17 protein-coding genes are annotated in these 14,010 nt (G+C 69.7%); 7 read left to right on the plus strand and 10 right to left on the minus strand.

Features of this window, described 5'->3' with window-relative positions; all coding sequences use genetic code 11:
- Positions 1–858: 858 nt before the first annotated feature.
- Positions 859–1,338 carry a cysteine dioxygenase gene (locus ACZ5ZX_RS09300; RefSeq protein ID WP_465501638.1) on the plus strand — a complete coding sequence of 160 codons (480 nt, stop codon included), beginning with the start codon at positions 859–861 and terminating at the stop codon, positions 1,336–1,338.
- A 17-nt stretch (positions 1,339–1,355) separates the two neighbouring features.
- On the opposite strand, the gene ACZ5ZX_RS09305 is transcribed toward ACZ5ZX_RS09300, so the two are convergent.
- Genes ACZ5ZX_RS09305 through ACZ5ZX_RS09330 form a run of 6 tightly spaced genes read right to left on the minus strand, consistent with a single transcriptional unit; the run spans position 1,356 to position 6,164 of the window.
- Positions 1,356–2,366, minus strand: coding sequence for an asparaginase (locus ACZ5ZX_RS09305; protein WP_465501492.1), 1,011 nt, complete (start codon positions 2,364–2,366; stop codon positions 1,356–1,358).
- Positions 2,367–2,401: 35 nt separating this feature from the next.
- Positions 2,402–3,226, minus strand: a complete 825-nt coding sequence (locus ACZ5ZX_RS09310) for a class I SAM-dependent methyltransferase (protein ID WP_465501493.1) — start codon at positions 3,224–3,226, stop codon at positions 2,402–2,404.
- On the minus strand, positions 3,223–3,603 hold the full coding sequence (locus ACZ5ZX_RS09315) for a VOC family protein (RefSeq protein ID WP_465501494.1): 381 nt from the start codon (positions 3,601–3,603) through the stop codon (positions 3,223–3,225). The genes ACZ5ZX_RS09310 and ACZ5ZX_RS09315 overlap by 4 nt, the downstream gene beginning before the upstream one ends.
- A gap of 42 nt (positions 3,604–3,645) precedes the next feature.
- Positions 3,646–4,383 carry an FAD:protein FMN transferase gene (locus tag ACZ5ZX_RS09320; protein ID WP_465501495.1) on the minus strand — a complete coding sequence of 246 codons (738 nt, stop codon included), beginning with the start codon at positions 4,381–4,383 and terminating at the stop codon, positions 3,646–3,648.
- Entirely contained in the window at positions 4,380–4,799 is a 420-nt protein-coding gene (locus tag ACZ5ZX_RS09325) for an FMN-binding protein (RefSeq protein WP_465501496.1), read from the minus strand. The genes ACZ5ZX_RS09320 and ACZ5ZX_RS09325 overlap by 4 nt, the downstream gene beginning before the upstream one ends.
- An 18-nt stretch (positions 4,800–4,817) precedes the next feature.
- Positions 4,818–6,164 (minus strand): ferredoxin reductase family protein, encoded by a 1,347-nt coding sequence (locus tag ACZ5ZX_RS09330; RefSeq protein WP_465501639.1) that lies wholly within the window; start codon positions 6,162–6,164, stop codon positions 4,818–4,820.
- A 145-nt stretch (positions 6,165–6,309) separates the two neighbouring features.
- Between ACZ5ZX_RS09330 and ACZ5ZX_RS09335 the strand changes: the two genes are divergently transcribed.
- Both ACZ5ZX_RS09335 and ACZ5ZX_RS09340 read left to right on the plus strand, forming a co-directional pair.
- Complete coding sequence (locus ACZ5ZX_RS09335) at positions 6,310–7,005, plus strand: response regulator transcription factor (RefSeq protein WP_465501497.1); 696 nt, start codon at positions 6,310–6,312, stop codon at positions 7,003–7,005.
- A complete protein-coding gene (locus tag ACZ5ZX_RS09340; RefSeq protein WP_465501498.1) occupies positions 7,002–8,438 on the plus strand; it encodes a sensor histidine kinase in 1,437 nt (478 codons plus the stop codon). Before ACZ5ZX_RS09335 ends, ACZ5ZX_RS09340 begins: the two co-directional genes overlap by 4 nt.
- 78 nt (positions 8,439–8,516) lie before the next feature.
- Here the strand turns inward: ACZ5ZX_RS09340 and ACZ5ZX_RS09345 are convergent, their stop codons facing one another.
- A complete protein-coding gene (locus tag ACZ5ZX_RS09345; RefSeq protein WP_465501499.1) occupies positions 8,517–9,170 on the minus strand; it encodes a pyridoxamine 5'-phosphate oxidase family protein in 654 nt (217 codons plus the stop codon).
- Positions 9,171–9,260: 90 nt separating this feature from the next.
- Between ACZ5ZX_RS09345 and pdxR the strand changes: the two genes are divergently transcribed.
- Positions 9,261–10,622: a MocR-like pyridoxine biosynthesis transcription factor PdxR gene (gene pdxR / locus ACZ5ZX_RS09350; RefSeq protein WP_465501500.1), complete on the plus strand. Its 1,362-nt coding sequence runs from the start codon at positions 9,261–9,263 to the stop codon at positions 10,620–10,622.
- Positions 10,623–10,716: 94 nt separating this feature from the next.
- On the plus strand, positions 10,717–10,848 hold the full coding sequence (locus tag ACZ5ZX_RS09355; RefSeq protein ID WP_465501501.1) for a zinc-binding dehydrogenase: 132 nt from the start codon (positions 10,717–10,719) through the stop codon (positions 10,846–10,848).
- A gap of 6 nt (positions 10,849–10,854) precedes the next feature.
- Here the strand turns inward: ACZ5ZX_RS09355 and ACZ5ZX_RS09360 are convergent, their stop codons facing one another.
- Positions 10,855–11,397, minus strand: coding sequence for a DUF3515 domain-containing protein (locus ACZ5ZX_RS09360; protein ID WP_465501502.1), 543 nt, complete (start codon positions 11,395–11,397; stop codon positions 10,855–10,857).
- Between the two features lie 19 nt (positions 11,398–11,416).
- Complete coding sequence (locus ACZ5ZX_RS09365) at positions 11,417–11,650, minus strand: Lrp/AsnC ligand binding domain-containing protein (RefSeq protein WP_061986752.1); 234 nt, start codon at positions 11,648–11,650, stop codon at positions 11,417–11,419.
- 133 nt (positions 11,651–11,783) lie between these two features.
- On the opposite strand from ACZ5ZX_RS09365, the gene ACZ5ZX_RS09370 reads away from it, so the two are divergent.
- Positions 11,784–12,740 (plus strand): thiamine-phosphate kinase, encoded by a 957-nt coding sequence (locus ACZ5ZX_RS09370; protein WP_465501503.1) that lies wholly within the window; start codon positions 11,784–11,786, stop codon positions 12,738–12,740.
- Here the strand turns inward: ACZ5ZX_RS09370 and ACZ5ZX_RS09375 are convergent.
- A complete protein-coding gene (locus ACZ5ZX_RS09375; protein WP_465501504.1) occupies positions 12,737–13,486 on the minus strand; it encodes a GNAT family N-acetyltransferase in 750 nt (249 codons plus the stop codon). The genes ACZ5ZX_RS09370 and ACZ5ZX_RS09375 overlap by 4 nt on opposite strands.
- Before the next feature lie 52 nt (positions 13,487–13,538).
- Here ACZ5ZX_RS09375 and ACZ5ZX_RS09380 point away from each other — a divergent pair, with 52 nt between their 5' ends.
- Entirely contained in the window at positions 13,539–14,009 is a 471-nt protein-coding gene (locus tag ACZ5ZX_RS09380; protein WP_465501505.1) for a GNAT family N-acetyltransferase, read from the plus strand.
- Position 14,010 lies beyond the last annotated feature (1 nt).

Consider the following 14,010-nt stretch of genomic DNA (forward strand, 5'->3'; position numbering starts at 1 on the left):
TTTTCGTCCCGCGTGGTTGTGTGTGTTTGGGGGGGGGTGGGTGGTTTCGGTGTATAGGCTGTACAACCCGTAGCACAACACCACCACCCCCCCGCGCGGAACCGCACATAGCGTCATCAATCGGACACTCATTCCTCGAAAGATGTCCCTTGTGGACAGTTGCCCCCGTCTCTGCGGGGTCCTCGCCTGCCGTCAGGTGGCGAGACGAATACGCCACGTTTGAATGCCCCTCGATAGGCGGCTGCTTACGCCCAGTTTGACCGTATTCCTGAGTACGTGAAGGCCCCCTTCACTGCGCTGGACGCAGTGAAGGGGGCCTTCACGTAGTTACCTGATCGAGTCGGCGCGAAATCGCCATACGCGGGCCACTCCATCGCCCACTGGACCGCGGTCTTTGGCGCAAGCAGCCCCTGCCAGGGCGAGTTACCAGTCGTTCATGCGGGATCCTCCGTTGATCAACGACCGGAATCTCCCCACCCGAACGGACGGCACTTACCGGAGTCAGGCCACCCGACCTGGTCTACGCGGTCAAACAGCGATAATCCGGACATTTCGACTTGTGTCCCTTGAGGGGGTCGGGCACCCCGGTGCGCGCAAGCAAGACCGCACGATCGCGACAGACCAGGGCGGATTCGTGCTGCCAGCATGGTCGGTACGTGCGGAACTCATGGTCCACGGTATGAGATCGGTTGACCGCCGGGCTCCGCACTGGTTCGCTGTGGGCATGTTCGCACGTGGGATGACTGTGTCGCGGGGCCTCTCGGGTCTTGGCGCCGTCGCGTGTGTGCCGTGTCGCTGTTGTCGGTGAACCCCGCCCCGGCCCAGTTCGACACCCTTTTCTTCTGCGAGGACACCTCCATGTTCGCCGTCCCGGACAACACGCTCGTCATTCCCGAAAACCCCGCCCTGCGCCACCCGGTGCGCGTCGCGCTCGAGTTCGCGGCGGACCGTGACCGCTGGCGGCATCTGCTGCGCTACGACCCGGAGCAGCGGTTCTCCGCGCTCGTCGACAGCGACGAACTGCAGGAGATCTGGCTGATGAGCTGGCTGCCTGGCCAGCACACCGACCTGCACGACCACGAATTCGCCGCGGGCGCGTTCACCGTGGTCAGCGGGCAGCTGAGCGAGACCGTCGCCCGGCGCGCCGTCGACGGACGGGCGGTGACGGAGCTGCATTCGCTGTCGGCCGGTCAGTCACGCGTCTTCGGGCCCGGCTACATCCACGAAGTGCGCAACGAGGGCCCGGACCCCGCCGTCAGCGTGCATGTCTACCGGCACCAGCCGCGTGCCATGCGCCCGTACCACCTGGACCCCATCTCCGGCCCGATCCGGGAATGACCGCCGGGCGTCGCGGGTCAGGTGAGGTCGCCGCGTAGGCGGAATTCGGCCTCGACGCGCTCTCGCGGGGCACCGGTGGCGAGCAGGGTGTGCAGCAGGAGCCGGGATTTACGCGGATCGAGCCAGCCTGCCATGGTCGCGCCCATCGCGATCAGGTCCGACTCCGAACCACGGAAGCCATAGGTACTCCGGAACGTCGGCCCGGCGCCGGTGCGGCCGGCGACCACGATCGGCACCTCGGGCAGCGCGAGTTCGATCACGTCGGCGGTCGCGGCCGAAACGTGCCCGGCCCCGTTCGCGGCGAGCACCACTCCCTTGACCCCGGCCTTGACCAGCGTCTCCAGCAATTCCCCGGTGTCCTCGACGCCGCTCTCGACGATCGGCACCAACCCGGAGAAGTCGGCGTTCTCCACCGGCAACGCCTCCGGGCGCGGCGCGACCGGGTGGAAGTAGTGCACCGCGCCCTCCGCGAGCAGCCCGAGCGGTCCGGCGGGATGCGACGAGAACGCCTCGACGTGGCTCGAATGCGTCTTGCGGACCCAGCGCGCGAGGTGGACGTCGTCGTTGAACGCGACCAGCGAACCGCGTCCCCGGCTGCGGGGTTCGGCCGCGACGGTCAGCGCGGCGAGCAGGTTCGCCGCGCCGTCGGCGCTGGGCAGACTGGGATTGCGCATGGCGCCGGTGATGACGATCGGCGCCTCGGAAGCCCAGGTCAGCTCGAAGAAGTACGCCGTCTCTTCGAGGGTGTCCGTGCCTTGGACCACGACGACGCCTTGGGCGCCTTCGTCGACGGCTCGCGCGGCCCAGTCGCGGGTCTTGATCAGCGTCGCGAAGTCCATCGAGGCGCTGGAAATGCCCGCGAGCGTCTCCGCGCGGACGTCCATCTCCAGGTCCTCGCCGAGGCCGCCGAGCAGGTCCTTGGCGCTGAGGCGGGGGACCGCGTGCTCTTCCCCGTCACCGGGGACCATGGAGATGGTGCCGCCCAGGGCGGCGACGGCGACCAGCGGCCGTCGGGATTCACTCGACATACCTTCTATTCTTCACCACGCACGCATTTCGTCCTCTAAACGCGCTTGACGGCCTCGATGGTGAAGCTCGCCGCCAGTCGCTGAGGCTCCTCCGTCAGCCGCCATTCCTCCGTCGCGGGGTCCACGGTCATGAAGCCGGGCAGCGCTTCCCACGGCACGCTGTCGTGCTCCACCAGCCGGGTCAGCGTCAGTCCCGCGTCGAGCAGTGACATGACGATCTCGCCCAGCCCGTGGTTCCACTCGTGCGTCCGGTTGTTCCGGAACTCCACGTCGGTGTCCACATAGGTCCCCGGTACGTCGAAGACCAGCGGTTCGGCCTGCTCGAAATACGGGAACCGCGGCGTGATCACCGGCTGCGTTTCGTCGAGGGTGGCCAGCATCGGGTGCATGTCCCGGATGAACAGCCGCCCGCCCGGCTTCAGCAACTTCCCGACGACCTGTCCCCAGCGGGCGATGTCGGGAAGCCAGCAGATCGCGCCGATTCCGGTGTAGACGAGGTCGAACTCCCCGGCGCCCAGCACGTCGGCGGCACTGTACACATCGGACTCGTGGTAATCGATCTCCGCACCGGCCTCGGCGGCCAGCCGTCGCGCGATCTCCAGCGACGGCGGGGAAAAGTCGAGTCCGGTCATCCGCGCGCCGAGGCGCGACAGGGAAAGCGTGTCGGTGCCGATATGGCACTGCAGATGCACTCCGCGCAGACCGTCGACGTCGCCGAGCAGCGGCCGGTCGAAACGGACAACACCGCTGAGATGCGCGGGGTCCTTCACGAACCGTTCGTAGCCGTAATCCGCCGACGCCGCGTGCGCCGGGGCGCGTTCGTCCCAGTTCGCGCGGTTGAGGGTGAGGTACTCGCTCATGCCGTGGCCGCCTTTTCGTCCGCACTGCGCAGCACGCAGAACTCGTTGCCCTCGGGGTCGCCGAGGACGGCCCAGCCGGTGCCGTCCGGGTTGCGCCGGTCGTGCAGGAGGGTCGCGCCGAGCTTCAGCAGCCGCTCCACCTCCTCGTCGCGCGGGATGTCGGGCCGCAGGCAGAGATGGATGCGGTTCTTCACCGTCTTCGGCTCCGGGACCTGCCCGAAGAACAGCGTGACACCGTTGTCCATCTCAATGATCGCTTCGGGGTCTCCGGGCTGATCGTCGTCCGCCATCGGCTTGCCGACGACGCCGCTCCAGAACCGCCCCAGCTCGTAGGCGTCCGCGCAGTCGAAGAAGAAATTCTGTACGACAGAGGTCATGACGCCGCAGTCTGCCCGAGCCCGCGAAGCCCGGCCAACGGTTTAAGCGAGCCGAAGCCCCGGCGACCGGTGCACCTGCCGTTCCGCGTCGATGATCAGCACCTGGCAACCCGGCTGCGACGCGACCCAGGAGATCCCTTCGGTCCCCATCGCGAAAGCGGCCGTGGCCAGGGAATCCGCCGTGACGAGGTCGTCGGCGACGACCGTGACACTGAGCAGCCCGGTGGCCGGGAGCCCGGTCCGGCCGTCCAGGATATGCGCGCCGCGCTCGTATCCCGCCGACGTCGCGACGGCGCCGCCGGACGATTCCACCACGGCGCAGATCGCGTCCGGCTGTTCGGGATGCCGGATGCCCACCCGCCAGGGACGACCGGGTTCCGGTTCGCCGGAGGTGACGACATCGCCGCCCGCGTTGATACAGAAGACGTCCAGCCCTTCGGCCAGCAGCGACGCCGCCGACCGCTGCACCGCCCAGCCCTTCACCACCGCGTTCGGGTCGAGCCGCCGTCCGGGCAGCCGGGCGGTGAACGCCCCGCCGGACAGCCGTTCGTAGTGGTCGCACAGCGAAAGCACCTCGAGCAGGTCGTCACTCAGTGCCGACGGCGCGAGTTCGCCGCGGTCGTAGCGGCAGACCTCGCTGCCGTCCTTGAACGGGCTGAACCGGGCGTCGACCTCGCGCAGCCGGTCGAAGACGCCGTCGATCGCGCGCTCCACGAGGTGGCCGCCCGCCCGGACGTCGACCGAGACCGGCAGGCCCATCACCTGCTCGACGCGGTTCATCTGGCGTCCAGCGCCGCCTGCAGCGATTTGACGTACGACTCGCTCGTCGCCGTGGCCCCGGAGACGGTGTCGATGTCGGCGCTCTGCGCGGTCAGCGTTTCCTCCTGCAGGACGGGGATCGCGGCGACCCCGCGCCCGCTGGTCGGCCGCTGCAGCAGCCGGACTTCGGAGATCCTGTCCTCGGCCGAAATCACGAGCCGTACCTGGACGGTGCCGTAGCGGTTGCTTTCGACCGAGCCGTCCAGTGTGCGTTCGGATCCTTCGGACGCGCCACCGTCTGAAGTGGACGTGCTCGGTGCCGCGGGTGCGGCGACGGCCACGGTCTCCGAACCGAGCGGACCCGGTTCGTACAGCCAGACACCGAGGAAGCCGGCGGCCGAAAGGGCGACCGTGGCGGCGACGATGGTCTTCTTCATGATCGGGGACTCCCTGACTCAGGCGGCGAGGCTGAAGCGTTCGGCGTGGACCTGCTGATTCGGCACCTGCAGTTCGCGCAGGCTGCGCAACGTCGCCGACGTCATCCCGGGCGGGCCGCAGACGAAGACGTCCCGCTCCGTCACGTCCGGCACCATCCGGCGCAGGTTGTGCGGCCCGAGCACCGGACCGTGCGGGCCGGACAGATCGGACGGTCCACTGAGGACACGGACGACCGCGCCGCGCGCCCGTGCCAATCCCATCAGTTCCGGCAGCAGGACGGCGTCGTTTTCGCTGCGCACGCGGTAGAGCACCACGACATGCCCGGAGATCTCCTCCAGCAGCGCGCGGATCGGCGTGATCCCGACCCCGCCCGCGACCAGCAGCGCGTCCGGTTTCCGTTGGTGCATAGTGGTGAACGCGCCGTACGGGCCTTCGGCGAACACCCGCGTGCCGACCTTCAGTGACCGCAACGACGCACTGCCGTCACCGGCCGCCTTGGCGGTCAACCGCAGGGTACGGCCGTCGGGCGCGGCCGACAGTGAGAACGGATTGGCCTGCCACCAGCGATCCCTCGTCATGAAGCGCCAGAGGAAGAACTGTCCGGCCTTCGCGGGCATCTTGTCGAGGTGTTTGCCGGTCATGTACACCGAGACGACGTCGTGGGATTCGGGGACCACGGCGACGACCTTCAGCTGGTGACGCAGATTCCGCGCCAGCGGCAGTACCACGCGGCCGGCGATCACCGAGCCGAGTGCGACACCCCACATCGCCCACCAGTAAACCTGTGCCCCCGGCGACGACGCGAACGATCCGCCCAGCGCGATCTGATGGGTGAAGGCCAGTACGACCGCGGCGTAGGTGTAGAGGTGGATGAAATGCCAGGTTTCGTAGGCCAGGCGGCGGCGGGCGAAGCGCGCGGAAACGGCGCCGACCAGCAGGATGAGCGCGAACGCGACGACCGCGCGCAGGATCCCCTCCAGTTTGGTCACCATCGTGACGAACTCGTCCACCACGCCGTTGTCCTCGACCTGCGCGTAGCCGAACACGATGAAGACGAAGTGGGCGAGCAGTGTCCACAGGAGGCTGAACCCGGTCCAGCGGTGCCACACGGTGAGCCGGTCCATGCCGAGACGGCGGTCCAGCCACGGCAGCCGGGCGACCAGGAGCAACTGGAACGCCATCGCCAGCGCCCCGTACAGCCCGGCCAGCCTGCCGATGCTGATGAGCACGTTGTCCGACGGCCCGGCGGCGAAGAAGAGCATGGTCACGGCGGCCACGTTGGCCCCGAGGAAAATGAAGAGCCCGGCGCGTGCGGCGATCCTGGGACGGATCGCCGGGCGCGGTTTCACGGCGGTCTGCGTCATGGTGGTCACACGTGGTCCCTTCCGGTCCGGTTCAAGTACCGAGCCTGCGGTGCCAACCTGTGACCTTTCTTGGCGGAAGCTGTCGGCTTCCTGTCGTGTGCGCTCCCGCCTCGCCCTCGCGCGCGCGTTCACGGAGGATGGGTTCGTGCACACCGAGAACCCCGTCCGCCTGCTCGTGGTGGACGACGAGCCGCATATCGCCGACCTGGTGGCCACCGTCGCCAGATACGAAGGCTGGCAGGCCGTCACCGCCGGCTCGGGTGAGGACGCGCTCGCCAAGGCCGCCGCGTTCGCGCCCGACATCGTCGTGCTCGACCTGATGCTGCCCGGCATCGACGGGTTCACCGTGCTGGACAAACTCCGCGAGGCGGGGACGGCCGTCCCGGTCGTCTTCCTCACCGCGAAGGACGCGACCGCGGACCGCGTCGCCGGGCTCACCCGCGGCGGCGACGACTACCTCGTCAAACCGTTCTCGGTCGAGGAGCTGATGGCGCGGCTGCGCGCGGTCCTGCGGCGGAGCACGAACCAGGCCAAGGCGGCGCTGTTGCGGGTCGGTGACCTGACCCTGAACGAGGACACCCGCGAAGTCGCTCGCGGCGGCGAACCCGCCGAGCTGACGCCGACCGAGTACGAACTGCTGCGCTACCTCATGCGGCGTTCGCCCTCGGTGCTGACGAAGGCGCAGATCCTCGACCACGTCTGGGAATACGACTTCGGCGGCCGGTCCAATGTGGTCGAACTCGTCATCTCGCATCTGCGCCGCAAACTCGACGCCGGCCACGAGCCGCTCATCCACACCGTGCGCGGAGTGGGCTACGTGGTCCGGCAGGCGGCGAGATGAAGATACTGCGCCGGTGGTACGACGCCTGGCGCTCCTCCAGGCTCGGCACCCGCCTGGCGCTCGGGCTCGGCGTGCTGGCGCTGGTCGTGTTCGCGGTCGTCGGCACCGTGATGGTCGGCATCATGAAGGGCTACCTGGACGACCGGCTCGACGAACAGCTCGCGAAGACCCAGATCAGCCAGGTCCCGTCGTTGCGGACCACACACGGTGGGAAACCGCAGCAGTCCTACGGCTGGTTCTCGGCGGTGTTCTCGGTGCGGAACGGCGACGCCCTGCCGCAGGCGGGCGGTTCCCTGCCGCCGGACACGAAGGCGCTCGAAAAGGTCGCCGAGGACGCGACGCGGACCGAGGTGCTGCGCACCGTCTACATCGAGGACATGGGCACCTACCGCGTCCGGGCCTGTCCGATCGAGCCGAGCCAGAACATCGTGCTGGTCAGCGCCGCGCCGCAGGCGGATCTGGACCGGACGGTGAGCCAGCTGGTGATGGTCGAGGTCGTCGTGTTCCTGCTGGCGCTGGCGGTGCTGGTGATGGTCGGACGGCTGGTGCTGCGGCGCGGGCTGCGGCCGCTGAGCGACATGGCCGGGACGGCACACGACATCGCTTCGCACGATCTCACCACGAACGCCGATCTCCCGGTGCGCGCCGAGGCGAACGGCGGCGGCGCCGAGGTCGAGGAACTGCGGACGGCGTTCAACGTGATGCTGGCGCACCTCGATTCCTCGCTGGCCGCGCGCCGGGAGGCGAACGAACGGCTGCGGCGCTTCATCGCCGACGCCTCGCACGAACTCCGCACGCCGCTGACGTCGATCCGGGGCTACGCCGAGCTTTTCCGGTACGCGGCGGCGAACGAACCCGCCGAACGCGACGCGCATCTGTCGAAGATCCGTGAAGAGACCGAGCGGATGAGCGTGCTCGTCGACGACCTCCTGCTGCTCGCGCGCCTCGACGCGCCGGAAACCGAAGCGCCGCTGCGACTGGTGGACGTCGACGTCGCCGAGCTCATCACCGACGCGGGCGAGGCCTTCGCCGCCGGTCGCCCGGATCATCCGTTGACCGTCGGCCCGCTACCGGAAGGTGTTGTCCTGCAAGCGGATCCCGTGCGCCTGCGGCAGGTGCTGGACAATCTGCTCGCCAACGCCGCGGTGCACACGCCGCCGGGGACGGCGGTCACGCTGTCGGCTTCGGCTTCGGCTTCGGAGGTCGTCCTGCGGGTGAGCGACGTCGGGCCGGGGATCCCGCCGGACGCGCGGGACCGGATCTTCGACCGGTTCTACCGGGTCGACACCGCCCGCACCCGCGGCAACGGCGGGACCGGGCTCGGGCTTTCGGTGGTGCTCTCGCTGGTCTCCGCGCACGGCGGGACGATCGAGGTCGAGAGCGTGCCGGGGTCGACGACGTTCACCGTGCGGCTGCCACGCCACCGCCCGTAATCCCCCCAGCGCGCGCAATGAAAGGACCTTTCCTTGCAAAATTTGCGAGGAAAGGTCCTTTCCTGGCGCGCGTGAGCGCTACCCGACCCGCGCCTTCACGTGATCCGGCACCACCCACTCCGAAGCCAGGTCCGCCGACGGCTCCGGCTCTCCGAACACGGTCCGCACCGGCAGCACCCCCGCCCACGACAGATCCGCCGCGACCTCGTCCTCGGGATCGTCGGGACCTTCGCCGCGCATCTTCACCGACGCCTCGGTGAGGTCCAGTTCCAGCACCGAAACCGACGCGAACTCTTTCGCGTTGACGTCCCGCGCGTGCTCCCACGAGCCGGGCGCGAGATGGTCGGTCAGCACGCGGAGACCGTGCATCTTCCGCTCGGCGTCGGTCACCGCGGTCGCCTTGCCCAGGATCACCGCGCTGCGGTAGTTCATCGAATGGTTGTTGACCGAGCGCGCGTAGACGATGCCGTCGAGCAGGGTCACCGTGACGCAGACCTCGACGCCGTCGGAGTCGCGCATACTCCTCGCGCCGGTCGATCCGTGCAGGTAGAGCGTGTTCCCGTCGCGGCCGTAGCCGGTCGGGATGACCAGCGGGAAGCCGTCGCGCACGACGCCGAGGTGGCAGATCAGGGCTTCGTCGAGCACCGCGTACAGCGCCGCGCGGTCGGTGAGCGCGCGGTTCTTCTTGCGGCCGAGGGTGGTTCGGTCGGTGGGAGAGAGCGGGGTGGACATGCGAGCAGTCTCACCCACGAGAGTGGCCTGTAATAACGGCCAATTCTCCTATACTCGAGAAGGCCACTTCTCGGAAGCGCGGAGTACAGCATGTCCGACACCGCTCTGCCGGTCAGCCTCGACCGCGATTCCGCCGTCCCGCTCGCGGTCCAGCTGGCCGACGCCTTGCGCGCGGCCGCCGGCGACGGGCATCTGCGCGGCGGTGACAGGCTGCCCTCCACCAGGGCGCTCGCGCACCGGCTCGGCGTCAGCCGCACGGTGACGTCGGCGGCGTACGAGCAGCTTCACGCGGAAGGCTGGATCGCGGGCCGTCACGGCTCCGGCACCTATGTCACCACCACGCCGCCCGCGGACAGGCCGTCGAAAGGTCCCGCGCCCGGCGCGCCCGCCACGCCGCCGACGCTGGTCGACCTCACCCCCGGCGTGCCGTGGGCCGACGGACTCGAGAAGGCGGCCTGGCGCCGCGCGTGGCGGGCCGCCGCCGACCCGCGGCCGACCTATCGCGAGGACAGGTCCGGTCTGCCCGCGTATCGCGACACGGTCTCCGAACATCTGCTGCGGCACCGCGGCCTCGCCGCCGGAACGGTCTTGGCCACCGGCGGTACGACGGCGGCGGTGATCGAACTCGCGGGCGCGGTCCTCACGAGGGGGGACCGGGTCGCGATCGAGGAGCCGGGCTACCAGCGCGCGGTGCAGGCGTTCCGGCGGGCGGGACTGGAGGTCGTCCCCGCCCCCGTCGACGAGGAGGGCCTGCGCCCGGACGCGATCCCGGCCGGCGTCCGCGCCGTCTACTGCTCGCCCGCGCACCAGTACCCGCTCGGCAGCCGGATGAGCGCCTCCCGCCGGGTCGAGCTGGTCGAACTCGCCCGGACCGAGGGCATGCTGGTGATCGAGGACGACTACGACGGCGAGCTGCGGTTCGACGTCGCGCCGCTGCCGTTGCTGGCCGCGCTCGCCCCCGACGTCGTCGCGCATCTCGGGACCACGAGCAAGATCCTGACCCCGGCGCTGGGCGCGGGCTGGATGGTCGCACCGCCGCCGGTCGCGGCCGCGGTGCTGGAATACCGGGAAGCGACCGGGACGCGCCCGTCACCGGCAGGTCAGCGGGTGCTCGTCGAGCTGGCGCGGCACGGTGATCTGGGACGCCACTTGCGGAAGCTCCGGCGGGAACTGTCGGAACGCCGGTCGCTGGTTTCGGATGCCTTGACCTCGGCCGGTATCCCGGTGCTCGGCGACGACGCGGGCGCGCATCTGGTCGTCCCTTGTGGATCGGCGCCCGAGGAGGCGGCGCGGATGGCGGCGGCGGAACGCGCCGGGATCCGGCTCGACGGTCTCGCCCGGCACTTCGCCGGGACACCGACGGTGTTCGGGAATCTCATCGGCTACGCGGGTTGTTCGCGAGAAGCGCTCCAGTCCGCGTTGAAACCGCTGATCTCCCTGCTCGGCGGCTGATCTTGACCTCCAGTTCGCTGGAGGTCGTAGCTTGCGCTCTGTCCAGCGGTGCCGAGACCGTGCTCGGCGACGCCGACCGCGCCGGGTGCGGGAAGTGCTGCGGCTGGCCGCCGACGGCGCGCTGACGCCGGTCATCGGCCGGACGTATCCGCTGGCGGAGGCGGCCGCCGCGCATTCGGACATCGAGGCGCGGCGCTACACCGGGAAGAGCCTGCTCGTGCCCTGACGGCGATCAGAAGCGCAGCGGTACCGCAGGGAGATTGGCGGCGATGACGTCCGAAATGGTCTGGAGCGGACCTGTTCCCGCGGTACCCGGCACGGTGAGCGCCGTGTAGACGGGGCGGTCCACCACGAACCAGGTCGCACTGCCCTCGCCCTCGACCTGCAGCCACTGGACGCCGTTGATCGTCCGCAGCTGCGAGGTCGGGGTCAGCTCCGGCGGTTTGCCGAGCCCGCAGCGCAGGACCACCGGGTCGCCGGTGCCCCAGCCGACCGTCGCCTCGGGGGCGGGGTCGGCCAGCTTCCGCCGGACCAGGGTGTTCCCGGACGACGTGAGCTCGTGCGGCAACGCGCCGACGAGTTTCGCGCATTCGGGTGACCCCGACTGCGGCGCCGGGACCGGGACGAGCGGAAGGGGGTCGTCGGCGGCCGGGGCGCCGGAATCCGCGCCCCGGGTCAGCCCGAAGACGGCCACACCCGCGACGAGCAGGATCGCCAGGCAGGCGGCCGCGATCAACAGTGGTTTCGGGGGAGCGCCGGTGTCCGTGTCAGCCACCGCACCACTACACCATTTGTCAAAGATTGACGACCGGGCAGGTCAGCGTCCGAGTGATGCCCTCCACGTTCTGCACCTTGGCGACCACGAGCTGGCCGAGCTGATCGACGGTGTCGGCCGCGGCCTTGACGATGACGTCGTAGGGACCGGTGACATCCTCCGAACTGGTGACACCGGAGATGGTGGAGATCTCCGCGGCGACCGCGGCGGCTTTGCCGACCTCGGTCTGGATGAGGATGTATGCGTGGACCACGGCGCGCCCCTTCGTAAAAGTCGGCTCAAGGTAGGAACGTTGTAGCAACGTATCGCCAGCCCCGGGAAAAACCTAGGGCTTCCGACTATCGGTGATCGACATTTGTCCGGACAAGGGAAAGTGGAGGTGACGGGTGTCACCGAATGACGGCACGGTCGCCGGGACCGGTGAATTCCGGCTGATCGAAGCGGTGACGGCCGGCCGGAAACAGCCGGAGACGACACTGCTCGGACCGGGGGACGACGCGGCCGTCGTGGCCACCCCGGACGGCCGGACGGTGGTGTCCACCGACGTTCTCGTGCAGGGAGTGCATTTCCGTCTCGACTGGTCCAGCGCCGAACAGGTCGGGCGCAAGGCGGTCGCGGTGAACCTCACCGACATCGCCGCCATGGGCGCCCGCCCGACGTCCGTCCTCATGGGATTCGCCTGCCCGCCGGACACCGAGACGGCGCTCGTCACCGAACTCACCCAGGGCATGTGGGCCGAAGCCGACCGCGCCGGCGTCGGGATCGTCGGCGGCGACATGGTGCGAGCCGACCAGATCGTGATCAGCGTCACCGCGCTGGGTGACCTCGGTGGCCGGGAACCGGTGACGCGGTCCGGCGCCCGCCCCGGCGACGTCGTCGCCGTCTGCGGACGGCTCGGCTGGGCGGCCGCCGGGCTCGCCGTGCTCGGGCGGGGTTTCCGCTCCCCGGTCAGCGTGGTCAACGCGCAGCGCTGCCCCGAACCGGACTACGAGGCCGGGATCCGCGCGGCCGACGGAGGCGCGACCTCGATGATCGACGTCTCCGACGGCCTCCTGTCCGACCTCGGCCACATCGCCACCGCCTCCGGCGTCGGGATCGACGTGCGGACGGCGGATCTCGACGTGTCGAGCAGGCTGACCGAGGTCGGCACCGCGCTCGGCGCCGACCCGCTGAAATGGGTACTCACCGGCGGTGAGGACCACGCGTTCGCGGCCACCTTCCCGCCGTACGGCGAGCTACCTGAGGGCTGGTCGGAGATCGGGGTCGTGACCATGCCGGATTCGGGGGTGACGGTGGACGGGAAGAAGTACGGTCACCACAGCGGCTGGGAGCACTGGCGCTAGGAGCGGGTGGCCCACCAGGTCGAGGGCGCGGCAAGGGTGAAACCGAGGGATTCGTACAGCGGCCTGCCGAGCCGGGAAGCGGTGAGGGTGACCGGCAGCTCCGCCAGCGGGGCGAGCGAACCGAGCATCACCGCCCGTCCGACACCGCGAGAGCGGAAGGCCTCGGGCGTGCCGACCCAGTAATGGCTGCCGAAGCCGTCCTCGACGAACGTGACGCACGCCCCGGCGACCTCGCCGTCGAGCCGCGCGACGAATACGGCGACCCCCGGCTGTTCGAGAATGGCCATGGGGAACATCTCACCCGGCCGGAAGCGCGCCGCCAGTTCGAAACCCTCGATCACGGCACGTTCCGCCGCGCGCAGCTCCGCCTCCTCGACCACCCGCGTCACCGCCATGGCGGGTTCGGCGACCGGGGCGGGCGGGCGCAGCATGACGGGCATCTGCCAGCTGCGCATCTCCCCCAGGTGGTTCAGGTCGGTGGCGCTGAAGGGATCTTCGGCGTCCACCGGGCCCGCTGCCCGCTCGGCGAGCTCGGTGATCTCCGCCACCTCGTCGGCGGTGAGCTCGGGTTCCTGGATCAGGACGCGGAGACCGGCGCGCTCGTCACCGGCGACGGCGAGAAAGCCGCGTCGGCGGATCACCTCGTGGCCGCGGGAAAGACCGGTCGCGGCCCAGAACGCCGCGGAGTTGCGGGCCTGGCGCAGTGGTGCCTCGGCGAGGCCGGTGGTGGGGACTTCGATCGACATGAGCGCAAATCTACGGTGGGGAACGGCCCCTCCACTCGCTAATCTCGCGCTCATGGACATTCGCGTGCTGCCCTACGATCACCCCGACGCGGCGAAGCTGCTGGCCGAAGCCCAGCTCGAGCTGACCGCCCGGTACGGCAGCGAAGACGAGACGCCGATGGACGCGGCGCAGTTCGCCTCGCCGAAGGGACTGTTCCTGGCCGCCTACCTCGACGACGTCCCGGTCGCGTGCGGCGCGTGGCGATCGCACGACGGTCCCGAGCCGCTGGTGCCCGGTGACGCCGAGATCAAGCGCATGTACGTGACGGCTTCGGCGCGGGGGCGCGGGCTCGCGCGGGCCGTCCTCGCCGAGCTGGAGCGGACGGCCGCCGAGGCCGGGCGGCGGCGCATGGTCCTGGAGACCGGTGACAAACAGCCGGAAGCCATCGCCCTGTACGAGTCGGCGGGCTATCGGGAGATGCCGGGCTTCGGGTACTACAAGGACGAGCCGGAAAGCATCTGCTACGCCAAGCCGCTGGTTTAGG

It is taken from the genome of Amycolatopsis sp. NPDC033938, from assembly GCF_055575975.1.

Excerpts from the sequence above, each read along its gene's own strand:
- ACZ5ZX_RS09300 (WP_465501638.1), top strand. The coding sequence starts at position 859 with ATGTTCGCCGTCCCGGACAACACGCTCGTCATTCCCGAAAACCCCGCC.
- ACZ5ZX_RS09305 (WP_465501492.1), bottom strand. The coding sequence starts at position 2,366 with ATGTCGAGTGAATCCCGACGGCCGCTGGTCGCCGTCGCCGCCCTGGGC.
- ACZ5ZX_RS09310 (WP_465501493.1), bottom strand. The coding sequence starts at position 3,226 with ATGAGCGAGTACCTCACCCTCAACCGCGCGAACTGGGACGAACGCGCC.
- ACZ5ZX_RS09315 (WP_465501494.1), bottom strand. The coding sequence starts at position 3,603 with ATGACCTCTGTCGTACAGAATTTCTTCTTCGACTGCGCGGACGCCTAC.
- ACZ5ZX_RS09320 (WP_465501495.1), bottom strand. The coding sequence starts at position 4,383 with ATGAACCGCGTCGAGCAGGTGATGGGCCTGCCGGTCTCGGTCGACGTC.
- ACZ5ZX_RS09325 (WP_465501496.1), bottom strand. The coding sequence starts at position 4,799 with ATGAAGAAGACCATCGTCGCCGCCACGGTCGCCCTTTCGGCCGCCGGC.
- ACZ5ZX_RS09330 (WP_465501639.1), bottom strand. The coding sequence starts at position 6,164 with ATGACGCAGACCGCCGTGAAACCGCGCCCGGCGATCCGTCCCAGGATC.
- ACZ5ZX_RS09340 (WP_465501498.1), top strand. The coding sequence starts at position 7,002 with ATGAAGATACTGCGCCGGTGGTACGACGCCTGGCGCTCCTCCAGGCTC.
- ACZ5ZX_RS09345 (WP_465501499.1), bottom strand. The coding sequence starts at position 9,170 with ATGTCCACCCCGCTCTCTCCCACCGACCGAACCACCCTCGGCCGCAAG.
- pdxR (WP_465501500.1), top strand. The coding sequence starts at position 9,261 with ATGTCCGACACCGCTCTGCCGGTCAGCCTCGACCGCGATTCCGCCGTC.
- ACZ5ZX_RS09375 (WP_465501504.1), bottom strand. The coding sequence starts at position 13,486 with ATGTCGATCGAAGTCCCCACCACCGGCCTCGCCGAGGCACCACTGCGC.
- ACZ5ZX_RS09380 (WP_465501505.1), top strand. The coding sequence starts at position 13,539 with ATGGACATTCGCGTGCTGCCCTACGATCACCCCGACGCGGCGAAGCTG.